14 protein-coding genes are annotated in these 17500 nt (G+C 31.2%); 6 read left to right on the top strand and 8 right to left on the bottom strand.

Annotation, left to right across the window (positions count from 1 at the left end; all coding sequences use genetic code 11):
- Window positions 1–3: 3 nt before the first annotated feature.
- From murG to ACXAHM_RS10270, 3 genes are all read right to left on the bottom strand, one after another.
- A complete protein-coding gene (murG, locus tag ACXAHM_RS10280) occupies window positions 4–1116 on the bottom strand; it encodes an undecaprenyldiphospho-muramoylpentapeptide beta-N-acetylglucosaminyltransferase (protein ID WP_474960351.1) in 1113 nt (370 codons plus the stop codon).
- 153 nt (window positions 1117–1269) lie between these two features.
- Entirely contained in the window at window positions 1270–4209 is a 2940-nt protein-coding gene (locus ACXAHM_RS10275; RefSeq protein ID WP_474960350.1) for a T9SS type B sorting domain-containing protein, read from the bottom strand.
- 91 nt (window positions 4210–4300) lie between these two features.
- Complete coding sequence (locus ACXAHM_RS10270) at window positions 4301–4753, bottom strand: DUF6702 family protein (RefSeq protein ID WP_474960385.1); 453 nt, start codon at window positions 4751–4753, stop codon at window positions 4301–4303.
- A 307-nt stretch (window positions 4754–5060) separates the two neighbouring features.
- On the opposite strand from ACXAHM_RS10270, the gene ACXAHM_RS10265 reads away from it, so the two are divergent.
- The 3 genes from ACXAHM_RS10265 (at window position 5061) to ACXAHM_RS10255 (ending at window position 6573) form a co-directional block, all read left to right on the top strand.
- Window positions 5061–5435 (top strand): response regulator, encoded by a 375-nt coding sequence (locus ACXAHM_RS10265; protein WP_474960349.1) that lies wholly within the window; start codon window positions 5061–5063, stop codon window positions 5433–5435.
- Window positions 5436–5507: 72 nt separating this feature from the next.
- A complete protein-coding gene (locus ACXAHM_RS10260; protein ID WP_474960348.1) occupies window positions 5508–5792 on the top strand; it encodes a hypothetical protein in 285 nt (94 codons plus the stop codon).
- A gap of 10 nt (window positions 5793–5802) precedes the next feature.
- Window positions 5803–6573 (top strand): MBL fold metallo-hydrolase, encoded by a 771-nt coding sequence (locus ACXAHM_RS10255; RefSeq protein ID WP_474960347.1) that lies wholly within the window; start codon window positions 5803–5805, stop codon window positions 6571–6573.
- Window positions 6574–6622: 49 nt separating this feature from the next.
- On the opposite strand, the gene ACXAHM_RS10250 is transcribed toward ACXAHM_RS10255, so the two are convergent.
- From ACXAHM_RS10250 to ACXAHM_RS10230, 5 genes are all read right to left on the bottom strand, one after another.
- Window positions 6623–7285 (bottom strand): phosphatidylserine decarboxylase family protein, encoded by a 663-nt coding sequence (locus ACXAHM_RS10250; RefSeq protein WP_474960346.1) that lies wholly within the window; start codon window positions 7283–7285, stop codon window positions 6623–6625.
- A gap of 132 nt (window positions 7286–7417) precedes the next feature.
- A complete protein-coding gene (locus tag ACXAHM_RS10245) occupies window positions 7418–8290 on the bottom strand; it encodes a hypothetical protein (protein WP_474960345.1) in 873 nt (290 codons plus the stop codon).
- Between the two features lie 264 nt (window positions 8291–8554).
- Window positions 8555–8902, bottom strand: coding sequence for a hypothetical protein (locus ACXAHM_RS10240; RefSeq protein WP_474960344.1), 348 nt, complete (start codon window positions 8900–8902; stop codon window positions 8555–8557).
- Window positions 8903–9309: 407 nt separating this feature from the next.
- Window positions 9310–9663 carry a hypothetical protein gene (locus tag ACXAHM_RS10235; protein ID WP_474960343.1) on the bottom strand — a complete coding sequence of 118 codons (354 nt, stop codon included), beginning with the start codon at window positions 9661–9663 and terminating at the stop codon, window positions 9310–9312.
- Between the two features lie 888 nt (window positions 9664–10551).
- Entirely contained in the window at window positions 10552–11439 is an 888-nt protein-coding gene (locus ACXAHM_RS10230) for a DUF5675 family protein (protein WP_474960342.1), read from the bottom strand.
- A 178-nt stretch (window positions 11440–11617) separates the two neighbouring features.
- Between ACXAHM_RS10230 and purD the strand changes: the two genes are divergently transcribed.
- The 3 genes from purD (at window position 11618) to ACXAHM_RS10215 (ending at window position 17472) form a co-directional block, all read left to right on the top strand.
- Window positions 11618–12889 (top strand): phosphoribosylamine--glycine ligase, encoded by a 1272-nt coding sequence (gene purD / locus ACXAHM_RS10225; RefSeq protein WP_474960341.1) that lies wholly within the window; start codon window positions 11618–11620, stop codon window positions 12887–12889.
- 105 nt (window positions 12890–12994) lie between these two features.
- Window positions 12995–14116 (top strand): 5-(carboxyamino)imidazole ribonucleotide synthase, encoded by a 1122-nt coding sequence (locus ACXAHM_RS10220; protein ID WP_474960340.1) that lies wholly within the window; start codon window positions 12995–12997, stop codon window positions 14114–14116.
- Window positions 14117–14226: 110 nt separating this feature from the next.
- A complete protein-coding gene (locus ACXAHM_RS10215) occupies window positions 14227–17472 on the top strand; it encodes a WG repeat-containing protein (RefSeq protein WP_474960339.1) in 3246 nt (1081 codons plus the stop codon).
- Window positions 17473–17500: the final 28 nt, after the last annotated feature.

The raw sequence follows: 17500 nt of genomic DNA, 5'->3' as shown, positions 1-17500 counted from the left end.
AAATTAATTCATTCTCTGATAATGCTTTTCTGCTATACGAATTACTGTACTTGCGATATCATCAGCAGCATTTGGTTTTGCAAGTTTTTTAATCTCAGTGCTCAATGCATTTAATTTATTTTCATCATTCATTAAAGACACTATTTGATCCACCAACTTTTCTCTTGCTTCATTATCTTTTATAAGAATTGCAGCATTTTCATTTACTAAAGCAGTTGCATTCTTAGTTTGGTGATCTTCTGCCACATTAGGAGAAGGAACTAAAATAGAAGGTAGTCCTGCTAAACACAATTCAGAAATTGATAAGGCTCCTGCACGAGCAACTACAACATCTGAAATAGCATAAACATTGGCCATGTTTTTTATAAATGAAACAACATGTAAACCTTCTTTATCACCAAATTCAGCATGATATTTTTCATAATAGTATTTTCCTGTCTGCCAAATTACTTGAATACCTTGATCTAGTAACTTTTGAACTCCTTGGGCCATACTATCATTTAATGTTAAAGCTCCAAGACTTCCTCCAAATACAAAAACTACTTTTTTATCTGGAGAGAAACCCCACTCTTTATACCCTTCTTCTTTTTTACTTTCTAAGTCAACAATGTCTTGTCGAACAGGATTACCTGTGAATGAAATCACATCTTTCGGAAAATAATGCTCCATTCCAGGATAAGCCACACAAATTTTTTCAGCTTTTCCTCCTAGAATTTTATTCGTCAAACCGGCATATCCATTTTGTTCTTGAATTACAGTAGGAATACGGCGAGATTGCCCTTTCCACATAATTGGACCACTTGCATAGCCTCCGACTCCAACAACAACATTAGGTTTAAATTCACGAACGATATTACTAGCTTTCCAAAGACTCTTTATCAATTTTATTGGAAAAGATAAATTAGCTATTGATAAACTTCTCTGAATACCTGAAATTGGTAAACCAACAATTTCATATCCTGCTTCTGGTACTTTTTCCATTTCCATTTTACCTTCAGCACCAACAAAAAGTATTTCTATATCTGGTCTTTTTGCCTTAACAGCATTTGCGATTGCAATCGCTGGATAGATATGACCACCTGTCCCTCCTCCGCTTATGATTACTTTTAATTTCATATTCAATTTTTCAGGTATCTCAAGAATGAATTCCTTAGATAAAAAAGTTAAGTTCTTAATTAAAATAACTCACTATAAAAAAGTAAAAGCATCCTACAATGAAGATACTTTTACAAAAATATAATTATTTTGATTTATACGTATGTATTAAGATTATTTATTGACATTATCTTTTCCTCTTAGGATAACAAAAGAACCTTTTATCTCCTGAGTCTCATCACTTTGATTCAATCGATACGTCTTTAAAATCCCTTCATAATAATAATTCCCAGGTTCTACAGCTTTACCATTTTCAAGGTTTCCATCCCAATTGATTTTAATATCACCATCATGTTCATCACTTTTATAAGTATAAATAGCTGTCCCTAAACGATTATAAACTGTAAACTCTATACTTTGAACAAACTGAGGACATTGCATTGGTGTTAGTTCATCATTGATACCATCTCCATTAGGACTAAATGCATTTGGCATTTCATAGAATACACAATTGTCTTGAACTATAATATTACTTAGAGCACTTTCGTTTCCTGAATTATCAACTGCTGTCACAGCATATGATCCTGCCAAGTATTCTCTATTTAAGAAATCAAACATTACTTCATCTGTCAATGGTGTACCACTAGGATGGTCGATATAGGCTATAGGGCCTCCAAAGTCAAAACGAGCGCTAACTTCCCTTTGAGAGTAATAAATATTATAACCAACTATATCTTCGTCACATTCTCCTCCTAACTGATTTTCCCAAGTCAATGTAACTTCAAATCTATCTTTATCACAATCTTTTGGACCATCTGTATAAGGTTCAATAGCATTACAATTATTAATATCAGTAATTAATAATCCATCATCATAATTTCTAATAGATAAGATAGGAGGACAAGGCGGAATAGTATCGAGTAATTCCACTGTCAATTCTTGTGTCTTATTTATCAGAGGTTCTGCAATCATTGGCTGTTCATACGAGCCATATGTTGTCACATAATACGAATATAATTTTCTGTCATCAAGAGGATCTAATTCAGTACCAGTATCAGTATATCTCAAACCTTCTGTATGTACAAATACACTATCATAAAGAGAATAATTTGTTTCTTCATCTTCAATTTTACGATAGACATAATGATATACACCTACAGTATCTCCATTATTAATAACTACAGAATCAGGTGTTAAACTCCATGGAACAGTACCTCCCCAGGAAAGTTCGACAAAATCAATTCCTGTTTGAGCTGACAACCTAACATAATTAGCTATATAAGTTGTATCTGCTGGAGCATCATTTTCGAGTAATTCAATTCTATAATGATAATGCTCATTTTCAGTATTTAAGAGTCTATCATTATAAATTGTATCATTCATTGAAAGAGGTGTACCATTTAATTTAACATAATCTATATCCTCTTGTTCAACTGTTCCAGTACCCCTATAAATATTATATTTTACAGTAACACCTGGATCAATTTCAATTGGATTAGTCCATCTTACTAAGATCTCACCGTCATCTTCTCCCGTTGCATTTACATCTGTATTTACAATATATTGAGAGTCTGGAATAAATGCACAAGCTTCTAAAGAGGCAACACTTTCTCCTCCTTCAGGTGATTCAAAAGAGGCATATATTCTATAACAATACGTGATACCTTGCTCTACATCTCTATCAACGTAAACTGTTTCATTCCCTTCAACTTCACCAATATATTCATAACCTGTCCAAGAAGGAAGCCCAGTTTCACAGGTCGGCTCAAAATCAAGAGATCCTATTTTTCTATAGATATAAATATTCTCCACATTAGAACATTGATACTGATCCCAATTTAAGGTAATCTTGTTATCATAAGCCAATTGCTCTTCATTTGTTGGAGGTGTTGCAGTTAGTCCTTCCGGAGCAGGTCCTAAAACAGTTACGTTCCAATTTTTTAAAGTTCCTAACTGAACATTATTTCCCACAGGAGTATCTTTTGCTTCAAAAGTAATTTGATAAGGTGCAGCTCGAATATCAGAACAGTTTGGAGTCCATCTAAATGTACCATCCGCTTCGTTACCATTTGTCCCACCATATATTACATCAAAACGCATGTCTACATAAGGAACAACATTGATATCATCATCTTTTTGAGCAATACTTAACTCAATAGCATGAGGACCCCAGTCGATTGTAGAATCCGGATTATAACATGGAGGTGCATCTTGATCGTATGCATTTATTATTTTTGTTAATTCAGTCCCAGCAATTACACACGTATCATTAGGCGTTTCAATTGTAGGCCTTAAATTCAACGGATCGGTAATAATTACCTGCATATCTCTGTTTACAGCACCTATTCGAATTCCATCTCTCCACTCTTCAACTAAGAATGCAATATTATATTCACCAGGAACGAAAGGAGCATCCCACACTAAATCACCTGTATATTCATCGATATAAAATACAGGAGGAATTTCACAATCTTCCGTTTCTCGAGACCATTCTTCAGCAGGATCATCAGGATATCTATAATTAGAAACAGGCGTATCTTCTCCTTGAAGACATACAGTTAATCGGTAAGACAAACTATCACCATCCACATCGTATGCTCCAGCATTGTGAATGAATTTTTGTCCAACGGCACCTTTAATTACAGGAGGAATTAGAAGAAAAGGTGAGCTATTTAATCCTAAAACAGGGTTGATCATAAACTCTGATTGAATATAAAATGGAGTTTCAGAAGAAATATCCATATTTCTCACACCAGGGTTACGATTCCTTTCGAAATAGCTAATCTTGTAATTACCTACAGCAGGAAAAGTGTGTGTAGCTCGGTATCTAATAATTTGAGTTTCTCCATCTTCAGTATATCCCAAATCCTCAGGTGAAACAGTCGCATTATCCGATCCGTCACCAAAAGATATAGTACCTTCACCAGCTTGCACACCGGTAACATCTCTATAAAGGATTACAGTAATTTCGTATTGTAATGATGTATCATTAGTTCTTCTCATTGTCAAATCACCTGCTCTAATATGAGTAGCGAAAGCTTGAATATTCCAGAGAAAAGAGATTGACAATAGTATCAGTAAAAATCTGATTCGTTTATATGCTTGTAAATTCATCTTGTATATGCAAAGCGCAACATCTATCGGTTTAGCTTGAATGATTGATTAATTCATTAATATACAAACGAATTCTTAGATTAAGCAATGATTACCATTGAATTGTTTTGGATAATTGTTCAGAATCAAATAACCAACTTACTTTTTTACCATTACATGTGAGATGAAACATATTTCTTTGATCTTCATGAACATCAAACAAGATTGTATTTTCAACTTCTAAATCCTTTACCTTTTTGATATCTTTTATTTCAAGGTAAACCCATAATGATTGAATATCTTTTTTAGGATCGGTTTCTTTTCCTACCCATTGAAGCTGAGTATCTTTATTGTTTACTTTAATTTTGAGATGCTTTTGAAAGTAATCCAAAATATAAGTATCACTATTTTTCACCTCTTTTTCTGTATAAAGATGTAATTCAGGTCCACCTTCATTTATTACACCTTTTTCTAAATCATCAAAAAATACCTTAACAGCTATTTCTACTCCTTTTGTTGATTTATTGTAATTCATTTCACAAACACTTAAATGTATTGGGTGCATCAATAAATTAAGTGGAAGAAGAAGTCGAAATAAAATTGTAAATGATTTTGATAAAAAAAGATTCATATTATTTATTTAATAAAACAAAAATGCCTAAATTAATATTGGATTTAATTTTAAGATCCAGAAATAAACTATGAATTTCTTAAATGATATGCTTAAAACTATGAAATCAGGCTATCTCAGAATAAAACTAAATTCTATTTAGATACTTCAAATTTAATATTATATCCACTTGGAAATTCAATAATTTTTCTAACTCATAAATGTCTATAATTTGACATTAATCTGAAACTATAATTTACAAATGGGAAAAAAAATACTTGTAGCCGAGGACAGCTCCGTAATCCAAAATATCACTAGAAAGGTCTTACAATTCCAAAATTACGAAATCATTTCTGTAAAAAATGGTCAACAGGTTTTAGATAAACTTAACAAAGACCATTATGATGCTATTTTATTAGATATTAACATGCCTGTCATGGATGGAATGGAATGTGCTCAAAAAATTAGAGCGTTAGATGATTCAACTAAAAATAATGTTCCAATTGTTGCTATTACAGGAAATGCTAAAAATTACAGTATGGATGATTTTAAAGCAGTAGGAATTAATGAGTATTTACCGAAGCCTTTGAATTTTGATAATTTGGTAAATGTTGTCAACAAAGTAACGAATAACTAATTTTTACTTCTTGAAGAGTAAAGTTATCAACTGAATAAGTTACATTGCAAAAGTAATTTATTCAGTTTTTTTATGTCAAATTCGAAACTTAAGCCTACCAAAGGCTTACAAACTAAACTAGAAGATTTATTCGCTGAAACAGATTATAACCTTCGATATGAAAAAGGTAGTTTTAAATCTGGGTATTGCTTGATCAAAAATGCTAAGGTTGCAATTATCAATAAATATTACAGCCAAGAAGGAAAAATCCAATCGATGATTGATATATTAAACGAAATTGATATTGACACATCGGGTTTAACAGAAAAAAATCTAGAACTTTATAATATAGTCACACAAGAAGGTTTTAGTCTTTAATATAGAAATTATGAAAATCACTTTTCTTGGCACAGGTACTTCTCAAGGAGTTCCAATTATAGGCTGCAATTGTGATGTTTGTCGATCTATAGATTTTAGAAATAAAAGATTAAGATCCTCGATCCACATTGAAACTGATGACCACAAAAGTATCATCATTGACTCTGGACCAGATTTTAGACAACAAGTCCTTCGAGAAGGAATTACTCAACTAGATGCTTTAGTATTTACGCATCAACATAAAGATCATACTGCAGGAATGGATGACATTAGAGGGTTTTACTTTCTGAATAACATGATTCCTATTAATCTATATGGTACAGAAGCCGTTTTTAATCAATTAAAACAGGAGTTTAGTTATATTTTTGTTGAAAATAAATACCCTGGAGTTCCTTCAGTTGAATTACATCCTATTACTAAAGATGAAAATTTCAAAATTGGAGACACTACTATTGTTCCAGTACATGTATGGCACAAAGATCTCGCTGTAATGGGTTTTAGGATTAATAAATTCTGCTATATCACTGATGCCAATAAAATAGATGATGATCAACTAGAAAAGCTCTACAACTTAGATGTTTTAGTAATTAATGCTTTACAAAAAACACCTCACCAATCTCATTTCACACTTCAAGAGGCTTTAGATTTAATCAATAAATTAAAACCTAAAAAAGCTTACTTGACTCATATAAGCCATCGACTAGGCTTACATAAAGATGTTGAAAAAGAGGTTCCTGAAAATGTTTTTTTAGCTTATGATGGATTAAAATTTGAAGTATAAAAAAGAGCCCTTTCTTTTCGGAAAGGGCTCTTTTGGTATAAGATATATCTTACTGAGGTAATTCTGCGATGATAGTTTCACCACCTCTAGTTTTCTGTTCTAACTCCACATTGATTTTTGTACCAACAGGTAAAAAAACATCAATTCTTGAACCAAATTTAATAAATCCGTATTCTTCTCCTTGCTTTACAGATTCTCCTTCATTGATATACCATCTAATTCTTCTAGCTAAAGCTCCTGCAATTTGACGATAAAGTACTTGAACACCATTTGGGCTTTCTGTCACTACAGTTGTTCTTTCATTCTCAGTACTTGACTTAGGATGCCAAGCTACTAAAAATTTACCTGGATGGTATTTAAAATATTTAATAATACCTGTAATAGGATTTCTGCTTAAGTGAACATTTACAGGTGACATAAATATTGAAATTTGAATCCTTTTATCATTAAAGTATTCATTTTCTTCTGTTTCTTCAATCACAACAACTTTCCCATCTGCCGGTGCTATAACTAAATTTTCCCCTTGAGGAATTGTACGTTTAGGATTTCTAAAAAACTGTAATATTAGTAAGTAAAAAATAACACTTACAGTCGTAACTACTCCCTGTGCAATAGTTGCATCAGGCATGAAGTAATAAAGTGGCGCATTTAGGACAACTAAAATTATTAATAATGAAATTAATAAAGAATGTCCTTCCTTGTGTATTGTCATGAATGTGTTTAATATATCCTAAATAGAATGATTGAAACCATCTAATATTATAACGAAATGAACTAAGGTTCCTAATAAAACATACAAAGGTACAATTCTTAGTAGAATATATATACTAAAAAGTTTAAAAAATTAATGTCCTGCCCCTATAATGCGGAGTCTCTTGCGGTTTCTTTTTTCTTTACGTTGAAGTTTTTGCTGTTGTCTCTCTGATTTTGTCTTTTTACGTTTAGACTTTTCAACTTGTCCTCTATGTACATCGCCGTATTTTTGGTTTTGTCTGTACTTATAGGAATTTCCTCTAACGACTGCACCACCTAATACAGCATGCGTATGTTCTTGTTGTACACTACATGTTTTAATAGGACATAATTGTTTTTTCTGTTTTATAGTATAAGCAACTTTTACTTCTGCAGACAAACGAGTCATAAAATAAGAATTACTAACTGTTTCACCATTACTATTTTCATACGATCCACTACTACCACTAAAGTGTGAATTGAGCATTCCTGAAATACTAATTTTATCCGTCACATATTGGGTATAGCCAACACCTAAATTTAATCCAAAACCAGAAGTTGTCTCTTTAACTTCCATATTTACCGCTGAAGTATCGGTATATGTTAAGCTACTCGTATGATAAGTTGGTGCTACTCTCACATAAAAACTTTCTTGAACATGTGGCAAGAAATAGTTTCTAAAAAATTTCAACAGGTAGAAATCTCCATATATCGATATGTCATTAAAACGAGCGTTTGCTTCAGCTGTGAAAGTAGAATTATCAGCAGATCCACTATAATATGTTTGACCGTAACGTAATCCAACTGCTAAACCATCCATTACTAAATAGTCAGAGGAGATATTCCAACCCCAACCCCAATTTAGATTAGGTGAATTAAATTCGCCATTAACACCTGGTGCAGTAATATTTTCTTTCCATTTGCTAGAAAATATATTTTCTGATTGCAAACCTACACCCGCTTTCCAAATCGCGTATTGTGCCATGCCTTTTTGCGAAAAAAACAGCAAAAATGGAATGATTATCAATCTATGAAAAAATTTTAGAGGCATCTATTTTAATAATTCAATACGTTTGGAATAGCATAAAACACTATGCAACTTCTATGCAAGTTTATGCATAAGCTTACAAATTTATATCTTTTTATTTATTAGACTATAAAAAAAGAGTTCCCGAAGATCGAAAACTCTTTCCTTTAAACTAAACTAACAAACAAACTTTCAACTAATAAATATTTTTATGAGAGTTAATTAAGAAGCTTGACGTACCTCGCATAACACTGAAGTCATATTATCCAATACTCTTTCAATCATATGTACCGGTGCTTCTTGACTAATAATCTCTTTGTAATCTTTTTTGGTTAGAAGTTCTTCTTGACTTCTTGAATTGCTGAATAATTCAAAAATACGCAACTCTACATATTGCTCTAAAGCATAATCAAATAATGTTGCTTTATCAACATCAATTTCATCATCACATAAAATCACGTCATATACTGGGTTCACCAATTCTTTTGAACGTGTTATCTTTAATGTTCCTTTGATATCTTTTTGATCTGAAGTGATCTTAGAGTAATTGAAGTTAAATTTGATAATCATCTAGGTTACTATTTTTTGTCAGCGATATAATGTTTTTGGTAGATATCTTAAATCCACGTATGCAATCAAGGAAAATATGAAATTATCAACAAAAAAATAAGAGTAAAAGATACACGATCATTGAAATAATCCAATACTTTCTTCAATTAAATCTATTTAAGATCTACATTAGATACAATGTTAAATAACATTAACTAATAGTGAGCATTTACTCACAAAATGTTTTACAATTGTATTTTTTGTTATAAAAAAGTACAATTTTAAGAATTTTAATTTTTCATTTAAAAAAAGTGGAATACAAAAAAAAGAATCTATAAATGTTATAGATTCTTTTTCAACTAACAAACAAACTTCCAACTAATTTTTAAGTAGCAATAAGCTATTTTTTGGGTTATAATATCTTTAAACTAAGATGCATTTCTTAACTCTACATCATCAGTTATTAATTCAAATTCATCCAGTTTACTTTTGATTAACTCAAAAGATAACTCTTTGGACAACTCATTATAGTAGTCATCCATTGTTGGTTGAATATCTAATCCTCTAAAATTCAAGAATGTTTCATAAATCCTTGTTTCAGCATATTGATTAATCCCCATATTCAACAAAACAAGCCTTTCACTTTCTGAAATAACCTCTCCATTCACTTCAACATCATATCTTAACAGGTTATTTTTCGATGTAACTTTTAAGAATACTGGGAAATTGATATCGGAATATTTCAATTCACCTTCTAATGATATTTTATGTAAAACCGTCATATTTTCTAAAAGTTAAATGAAAGGATAATTATATTATTCAGAGGCTCTGTGCCTTTATTTGATAACTCTAAATAATTGTAAATATTTCAAATGTACAATATACACCCCCCTATTAAATACATTTTATTAGAATAGTTATATGATTTACTTTATATCATTATATTTTGAAATGTTTTTTTTTAAAGTCTAAGGAACTTTTTTCTTTTGATAGAAATAGTTCATTTTGGAATAAATAAATAAGGCATATAAATATTGTGTAAAAAAAAGTACCAATTTAACATTGGTACTTTCATGAAAAGCTAAACTAGTTTAACCTTTCTAAGAACATCTAAAGGGATATCTTTAGATAAATCTTCTATACATTCCTTAAATGACACTTCTTTTTTTGTTTTTCTTAAGAACAGAAATCTTTCATAAAGCATTGATTTCAATTCAGTTAAGGTAATTTCTGTGTGAGTAATTTCTTTTTTTGGTGTTGACAAAGAGTAATTTAAAACAATTGAAGATTTGGAAATAATAGAATTTTGATAATAAGAAATTGTAGAGTGTACAGTCATATATTAAGATAGTTAGGTAAAAATTTCAAACAGTTGTTAAGGATAATGGACAATATTATAAAAAATAAATTAGCATCAAAATTAAATTGTAAGTTTAACACTTAAATAAAAAAAGAATCTGCAAATTTTACAGATTCTTTTCACTAAAACTAAACTAACAAACAAACTTCCAACTAATCGAATATTTTATAAAAGCTTACGCTTTATTTATTTTATTTCTTTGTTCTTTATGAACACATCTCTAAACAAGTATATTTTTTACACTTAACCAAATTTTCATTTAAACTTATTTACATTTATTAAAATAATTCAATTTCAATCCTAATGAATACTACTTTTGAAGGTATTCTTGATAGACGTACCCTGATGCTCCAATTGCTCTTACTTTCATCCAATTTTCCTTTGATTCCATCAAAATGAGTTTTGTTTTATTTTTCAATCCACTTGGAATAACCTTTTTAGCATTTATAGAAGGTGAAAAGCGTATGTTCAAATTACCTGACTGTGTTTTTACGAAGAAGTTAGCATCCTCTTTAATAACATATTGAGAAGCTACCCAACCTTCTGCTATCAACTCAATTACTTCAGTCCATTCATCCAATTGATCTTTAACAATTAATTTTTGATCATTATTTAACTGTTTTACGATTTCTGCATCTGTACTTGGAGATGATCTTAAATTTAATTTTGATGAAACTCTTACTTTTGCTAAATCACCAATTTTTAAGGGCGAGAAAATTTCATTTATACTTATATGCTCGTTTTCAACATTTATTTCTGCTTTTCCTTTCACCTCAATAGAAAAAGCATTTCCTAAACTAAGTAACTTATCCATTGTTAGTTTTGAATTCAACAAGTCAAGTATTCCATCTTGTACTTTATCTTTATAACTTAAATCTCCGTAACCATTTCCTACTAATATACAACCTCTTGTATCTGTGTAAAAGTTTCCAGAATGAATTAAAATTGCTGTTCTATCTGGTACTTCCTTTCCGTCTAATGTTTGAATATGAAAGGAGCGATTTGCATATCTTCCAAAATCTCTAAAAACAGCTTTATAATTTCCTTCTGGAATACAGGATATCTGATTTTGATTGTCTTTCCATGGTAATTCTAAAGTATCGCAAGTAAAAACAATCTTATTATTTTGATCTACAATTGTTAAAGTACCAAGAGTTTGATGCGTAGAATAAGTCTTTCTTAATAGTGTTGCTTTCATTAATCTTTAAGTTTAGTTAGCATTTCAATCTAATTTTAAAAATAAATTTAATTGTTCCAAATCATCAAACCATTGAAAAACAATGTAAATAGTATGGTATAGGGTATTTTTTTTAGCATATTCGCATTATATTTTTTTTCGACTAATATAGAATACCAAAACTTCGAGATTTACAGAAATGAAAGTACTCATTCTTGGTTCTGGGGGAAGAGAACACACGCTAGCGTGGAAAATCTCCCAAAGCGATAAGCTAACAAAGCTCTATGCCGCTCCGGGTAATGCTGGAACTGCAGAAGTTGCACAAAACATCAGTATTAATGTTACTGATTTTCCAAAACTTGGACAGTTCGTTCAAGAAGAAGGTATCGACATGTTAATCGTCGGTCCTGAAGCACCACTTGTAGAAGGAGTAGCGGATTTCTTCGCAGAGAATGAAAACCTTTCTCACGTAAAAGTAATTGGTCCCAAAAAAGCAGGCGCTTTATTAGAAGGTAGTAAAGACTATTCTAAAAAGTTCATGGTACGTCACAATATCCCTGCAGGTGCATCAAAAACTTTTACATTGGATACACTTGAGAGTGGTTATGCATTTTTAGAAATGCAAAAACCTCCATATGTTCTTAAAGCAGACGGGCTTGCTGCCGGTAAAGGTGTTTTAATCATTGATTCAATTGAAGAGGCTAAAAACAGTCTTAAGGAAATGCTAAGCGGACAATTTGGTGAAGCTAGTAAATCTGTTCTTGTTGAACAATTCTTAGACGGGATAGAGCTATCAGTATTTGTTATCACAGATGGCAAAAACTATGTCACTCTTCCTGAAGCCAAAGATTACAAAAGAATTGGTGAAGGTGATACTGGGTTAAATACTGGTGGTATGGGAGCAATTTCTCCTGTTCCATTTGCTGATGCAAACTTCATGGCTGAAATCGATAAAACGATTGTAAAGCCAACAATTGAAGGATTAGCAAAAGATGGTATTGATTATGTAGGTTTCATTTTCTTCGGTTTAATTAAAGTAGATGGTAAACCTTATGTTATTGAGTACAATGCACGTATGGGTGATCCTGAAACCGAAGTTGTTATTCCTCGAATCAAAAGTGACCTTTTAGAAGTTTTAGATTTAGCAGCTCAAGGAAAACTTGATCAAGCTACATTAGAAATTGATGCACACTTTGCTTCCACTGTAATGTTAGTTTCTGGAGGATATCCTGAAGCTTATGAAAAAGGAAAAGAAATTACAGCAATTAAAAATATTGAAAATGTACTTCCATTTCACGCAGGTACATCTTTCAATGATTTAGGAGATGTAGTGACTAGTGGTGGTCGTGTGATCGCAATGACAGCAAAAGGAGATACAATGCAAGAAGCATTAAACAGATCATTTGCTGCTGCAGAAACGGTACAATTTGATCAAAAATATTTCCGAAAAGATATCGGATTTGATCTTTAATATATAAGGTATGTTTTCTATTAGAAAGCATACCTTTTCTCATAATTTTACTCAAACTATATTTACTATTAATCATAATAGTATTTTATTCATTTCAATTATACCATGAAAAAGATAGGTGTTTTAGGAGGTGGTCAATTAGGACGAATGATGATTCAATCGGCAATGAATTTAAACATTCAAGTCAAAACCTTAGATCCTGATCCCAACGCTCCCTGTAGAGCAATGGCACACCAATTTGTTGAAGGCTCAATTAATGAATATTTCACTGTCGTAGAGTTCGGAAAAGATGTCGATGTAGTGACCATTGAAATCGAAAATGTAAATGCTCAGGCACTCATCGATATTGAAAGACAAGGGATTGTTGTATATCCAAAGCCTAAACATATTCAGATGATTCAAGATAAGAGAGTACAAAAACAATTTTATCTTGATAATGGTATCCCAACTTCTCCATTTATTCTTGTTGATTCTAAAGATGAATTAGAACAACATAAGGATTTTCTTCCTGCTGTAATGAAAATTGGAAAAGGTGGCTATGATGGTCGTGGTGTACAGGTAATGAAAACGGAAGCTGATTTCGAAAAAGGATTCGATGCTCCTTCAGTTTTTGAGAAAATGGTTGATATTGATAAAGAAATCTCAATCATTGCTGCAAGAAATCCGAGTGGAGATATTTCTACTTTTCCAGCAGTAGAAATTGTATATCATGAAAGTAACCTTGTCGATTATCTTCTTTCTCCAGCTAATATTCCTGCTGAAATTGAAGAAAAAGCAAAAGTTATCGCTTATGATCTTCTTGAAAAACTAGATTATGTTGGACTATTAGCCATTGAGTTCTTTGTAGACAAAGAAGGAAATGTCATTGTCAATGAAATCGCTCCTAGAACGCATAATAGTGGCCATCAAACTATTGAAGGGAATGTAACTTCACAATTTGACCAACATATTCGTTCTATTCTTGATTTACCTTTAGGTGATACTAGTCGTAGATGCCCATCTGCAATGGTAAATGTACTTGGTGAAAAAGGGTACACAGGAGAAGCAAAGTATGTTGGAGTTGATAAAATTTTAGAAATACCTGGTGTTTATATTCACCTTTATGAGAAGAAATTTACAAAACCTGAGCGAAAAATGGGACATATTACTATTATCGCTGATGAAACAGACGAGTTGCTTGAAAAAGTAGCAAAAGTAAAAAAATACTTTAAAGTCATAGCAGAATAAATTTCTATCAAATACACAAAAATGGAGATGTTACTTTTTTAATATCTCCATTTTTTTTGGCATGACTTTCGACTACTATCTAAATTATTAAACGTTCCTATTTTATTATAATGAGAATATTATTTTTTCTTTTACTATTCATCCCCTTAACGATTACAGCTCAATCACTTATCCCTCTTTCTAAAGAAGGAAAATGGGGATTATCAAAACCTAATTCTGAGCAAGAAATAAGTTATAATTATCAATTCATCACTCCAATCAAAGAATATCAACTTTTCAAGGTTGGACAAAATTTCAAAGTCGGCCTTTTAGATAAAGATGGAAAGGAAATACTTTCTTGTAAATATTCCAGAGTAGAGATTATACACGCTAATCTTTTTGTGGTCTGGGATGAAAATGGAGCTTCAATTGTAGATGGAAGTGCTCAAACTATTTCACATAATTATTATCAGCATATCTCTCCTATTTTACCTTACCTTAAAGTTACAAATAATGGAAAAGTAGGGATAATTGATATGCAAGGAAATGAATTAATTCCAACTGCATATGATGAAGTGGTTTACAACGAAGAAAACCCAATATTCATTGTAAAAAGTGGAACAAAAGAAGGCTTTTATAGCTTAGAAGGAAATCAACAAGGTGAAATTGATTATAAATCAATACAAAACATTGCCCATCAACAAGTATTAGTTTCCTATGAAAATACACCTTTGGTATCTTTTATATTAATTGATGAAAAAGGAAACTTAAAGACTAAAAAAGATTTCAATAAAATAGAGGACTTCAAAGTTTTTCAAAAGAAATTTTATCTCAACGCCATCAAAAAAGGATTTGTTGCAAGTAAGCCCACATCGCCAGAGTGGATTGAAGTAATGGGTAATTATTTTTTAATCGCTCCAAATGGTAAAGAATTATTAGAAGGTAGAGATTTCTTTTATATTCAATACAATGAGAAAACAAAACTTACTATTGCTCGAAGAGAAGAAAGAGATGGTGTGTTGAATTATTATCTGATAGATCATCAAAAAGGAAAAATATTATTCAAACAAGATTTTAAAGATATTGTTTTTGCAGATTTTGGTGAAAGTAATTGGGCTAGAATAAGTGTAGATACTCTTTGGGATGGTTTAATTGATAAACAAGGGACAATCAAAAGAACGATTCAAGCTGATGGAAAAGAATATGGAATTCAAGATCTCGGCAATTTTTATGAAGGCAATGCTTACTTTAAGACAAAAGATAACCGTTATGGTTTTATTGATATCAATGCTAAAACTTCTATTCCTCCTACCTACACTTTAGCTTCCGATTTCAAAGAAGGTATTTCTATTGTAAAAAATGATGGTTTATACGGTGCGATCAATAAAAATGGAAAAGCAATTATCCCTATCACTTATGATGGTATTTCACTTGCTGAAAAAGGATGGTTTAGGGTCAAAAAAGGTTCTGGAAGTTTAGGTAAGTGGGGTATTCTAAATACGCAGGGAAAAGTTGTTCTAGATTTTAAATATCAAGAAATTAAACTGGATGAAAAGGGAGCAAATGTAAAGCTCAATGGAAAATGGGGACGCTATTTAAAAACGAATAAATGGGCATTTCCACCATCTATAAATGTCCCTAAAATCAGTGCTTTTAAAAATGGAATAGCAATGATTGAAAGAGGTCCAGAATATGATCCAATTGATCGAAAAACACTCATTGGCTACAAATATAAAGGGTATGTTAAAGAGAATGGAAAAGTTATTATCCCTCCTATTTACACTGAAATCATAGGCTTTGATGAAGCTTGGAATAAAGGTGAAGGTTTAGCAATTATTCTTAAAGGTAACTTAAGAGGTTTTGTAAATTATCAAGGAGATATTGTCTTGGAGGCTAATTTTAGAAGTACAGGAGATTTTACATCTGTATGGACTTTACATAAAGGTGTTGCTAAAGTAATGGACAAGGATGGCTTCGTTAGTTTTGTGGATTCCAATGGAAATGAAGTACTTCCTTATGAATTTAACGATATCAACTCACAATTTTCTAGGGTTTGGAATGATAGCAATGGTGTTACAACTGCAGCATTAAAAGGAAAATATGGGTTGATTAATTATAAGGGTGAAAGGAAATCAACTTTTGTATACACTCGCTTATTTCCTTTTAATTCATCTTTATTTGTAGGTACAAACGCTGAGAACAATTGGGGTTTAATCAATCAAGAAGGTGATACGCTAGTTGATTTCAAATATTCTAATGCATTACCTTTATCCAATAAATTCGCTCAATTTATCCAAGATACAACTGTTAATTACCAATTAGATAATAATGGTATTTGGTCCAAAAATGTGATCAAAGAGCAAGTTGAGGCTAGTATCATTACCCCTTCATTACAACAAAAAAGTGATTATATCTATCATTACGTTGGTGATGATTATGCGATTGTCTCTAAAAAAGGCAAATCTAAACTTCAAGGAATCATTGATTACAATCATAAAGTAATTGTAAAATTAAGCTTTAAGAAAATTAAACCTTTTGCTAACGGTTTAGCTGTAGCACAACAAAATGGAAAGTCTGCAAAAGACAGGAAATATGGTTTTATTGACAAGAAAGGAAAATGGGTAATTCCGCCTACTTATAATAATGCTTTATCATTTAATGATGGTCTTGCAGCAGTAGAATTAAAGAAAAAATGGGGATATATTGACTCAAATAATACGTTAATTATTCCGACAAAATATATTGCTGTTTCTGCCTTTGAAAATAATATAGCTGTTGTTGATCATCATTCCTTAATAAATAAAGAAGGTAAGGTTTTAGGGCATTTAGCAAAAGGAGAATTTATTAAAAAAGTTTCAGCACATCACATTATAGTAAAGGGAATAGGTTACGAAAGACATTTATCTTTAAATGGAGTAAAACTTTATGATAAGGAATTTGATGAAGTTACTGAATACAATGATTCAGGAATCGCGTTTGTCAAAAATGGAGAAATGTGGATTTTAAAAAGAAAAATTAATGATACTGAAATCACCAAGTCATTTACAAAAGTAGAAAAAGAGATTTACCTTAATAAATATGGTAATCATCGTAAAGTGGTCTCTTTAACCGGTGATGTCACACAAGATATTGTTTTTGAAAAAGTAAAGGATGGAGAATGGAGAATGATAGGATTAGATGGACAACCCTTAAATAATATCATTTTCCACACAGTAAGAAGTCATGAAAATGGAAAATATACTTTCACGATCAAACAGTTAGGTAAAATAACAAATAAAAAAGGGGAAATAATTACAGAGCATTTTATACAATCCTCTCAAAAGTATGATCAAGGAGTAATAATTTATACTGAAGGAAATTCTTCTTTTATTCAATAAATAAAATGGGCAGACCAATCACTAATTT

Source organism: Flammeovirga sp. AWQ4_249, from assembly GCF_056161045.1.
The sequence above is the reverse complement of the archived record's forward strand: the minus strand, read 5'-3'. Positions and strand labels throughout refer to the sequence as shown.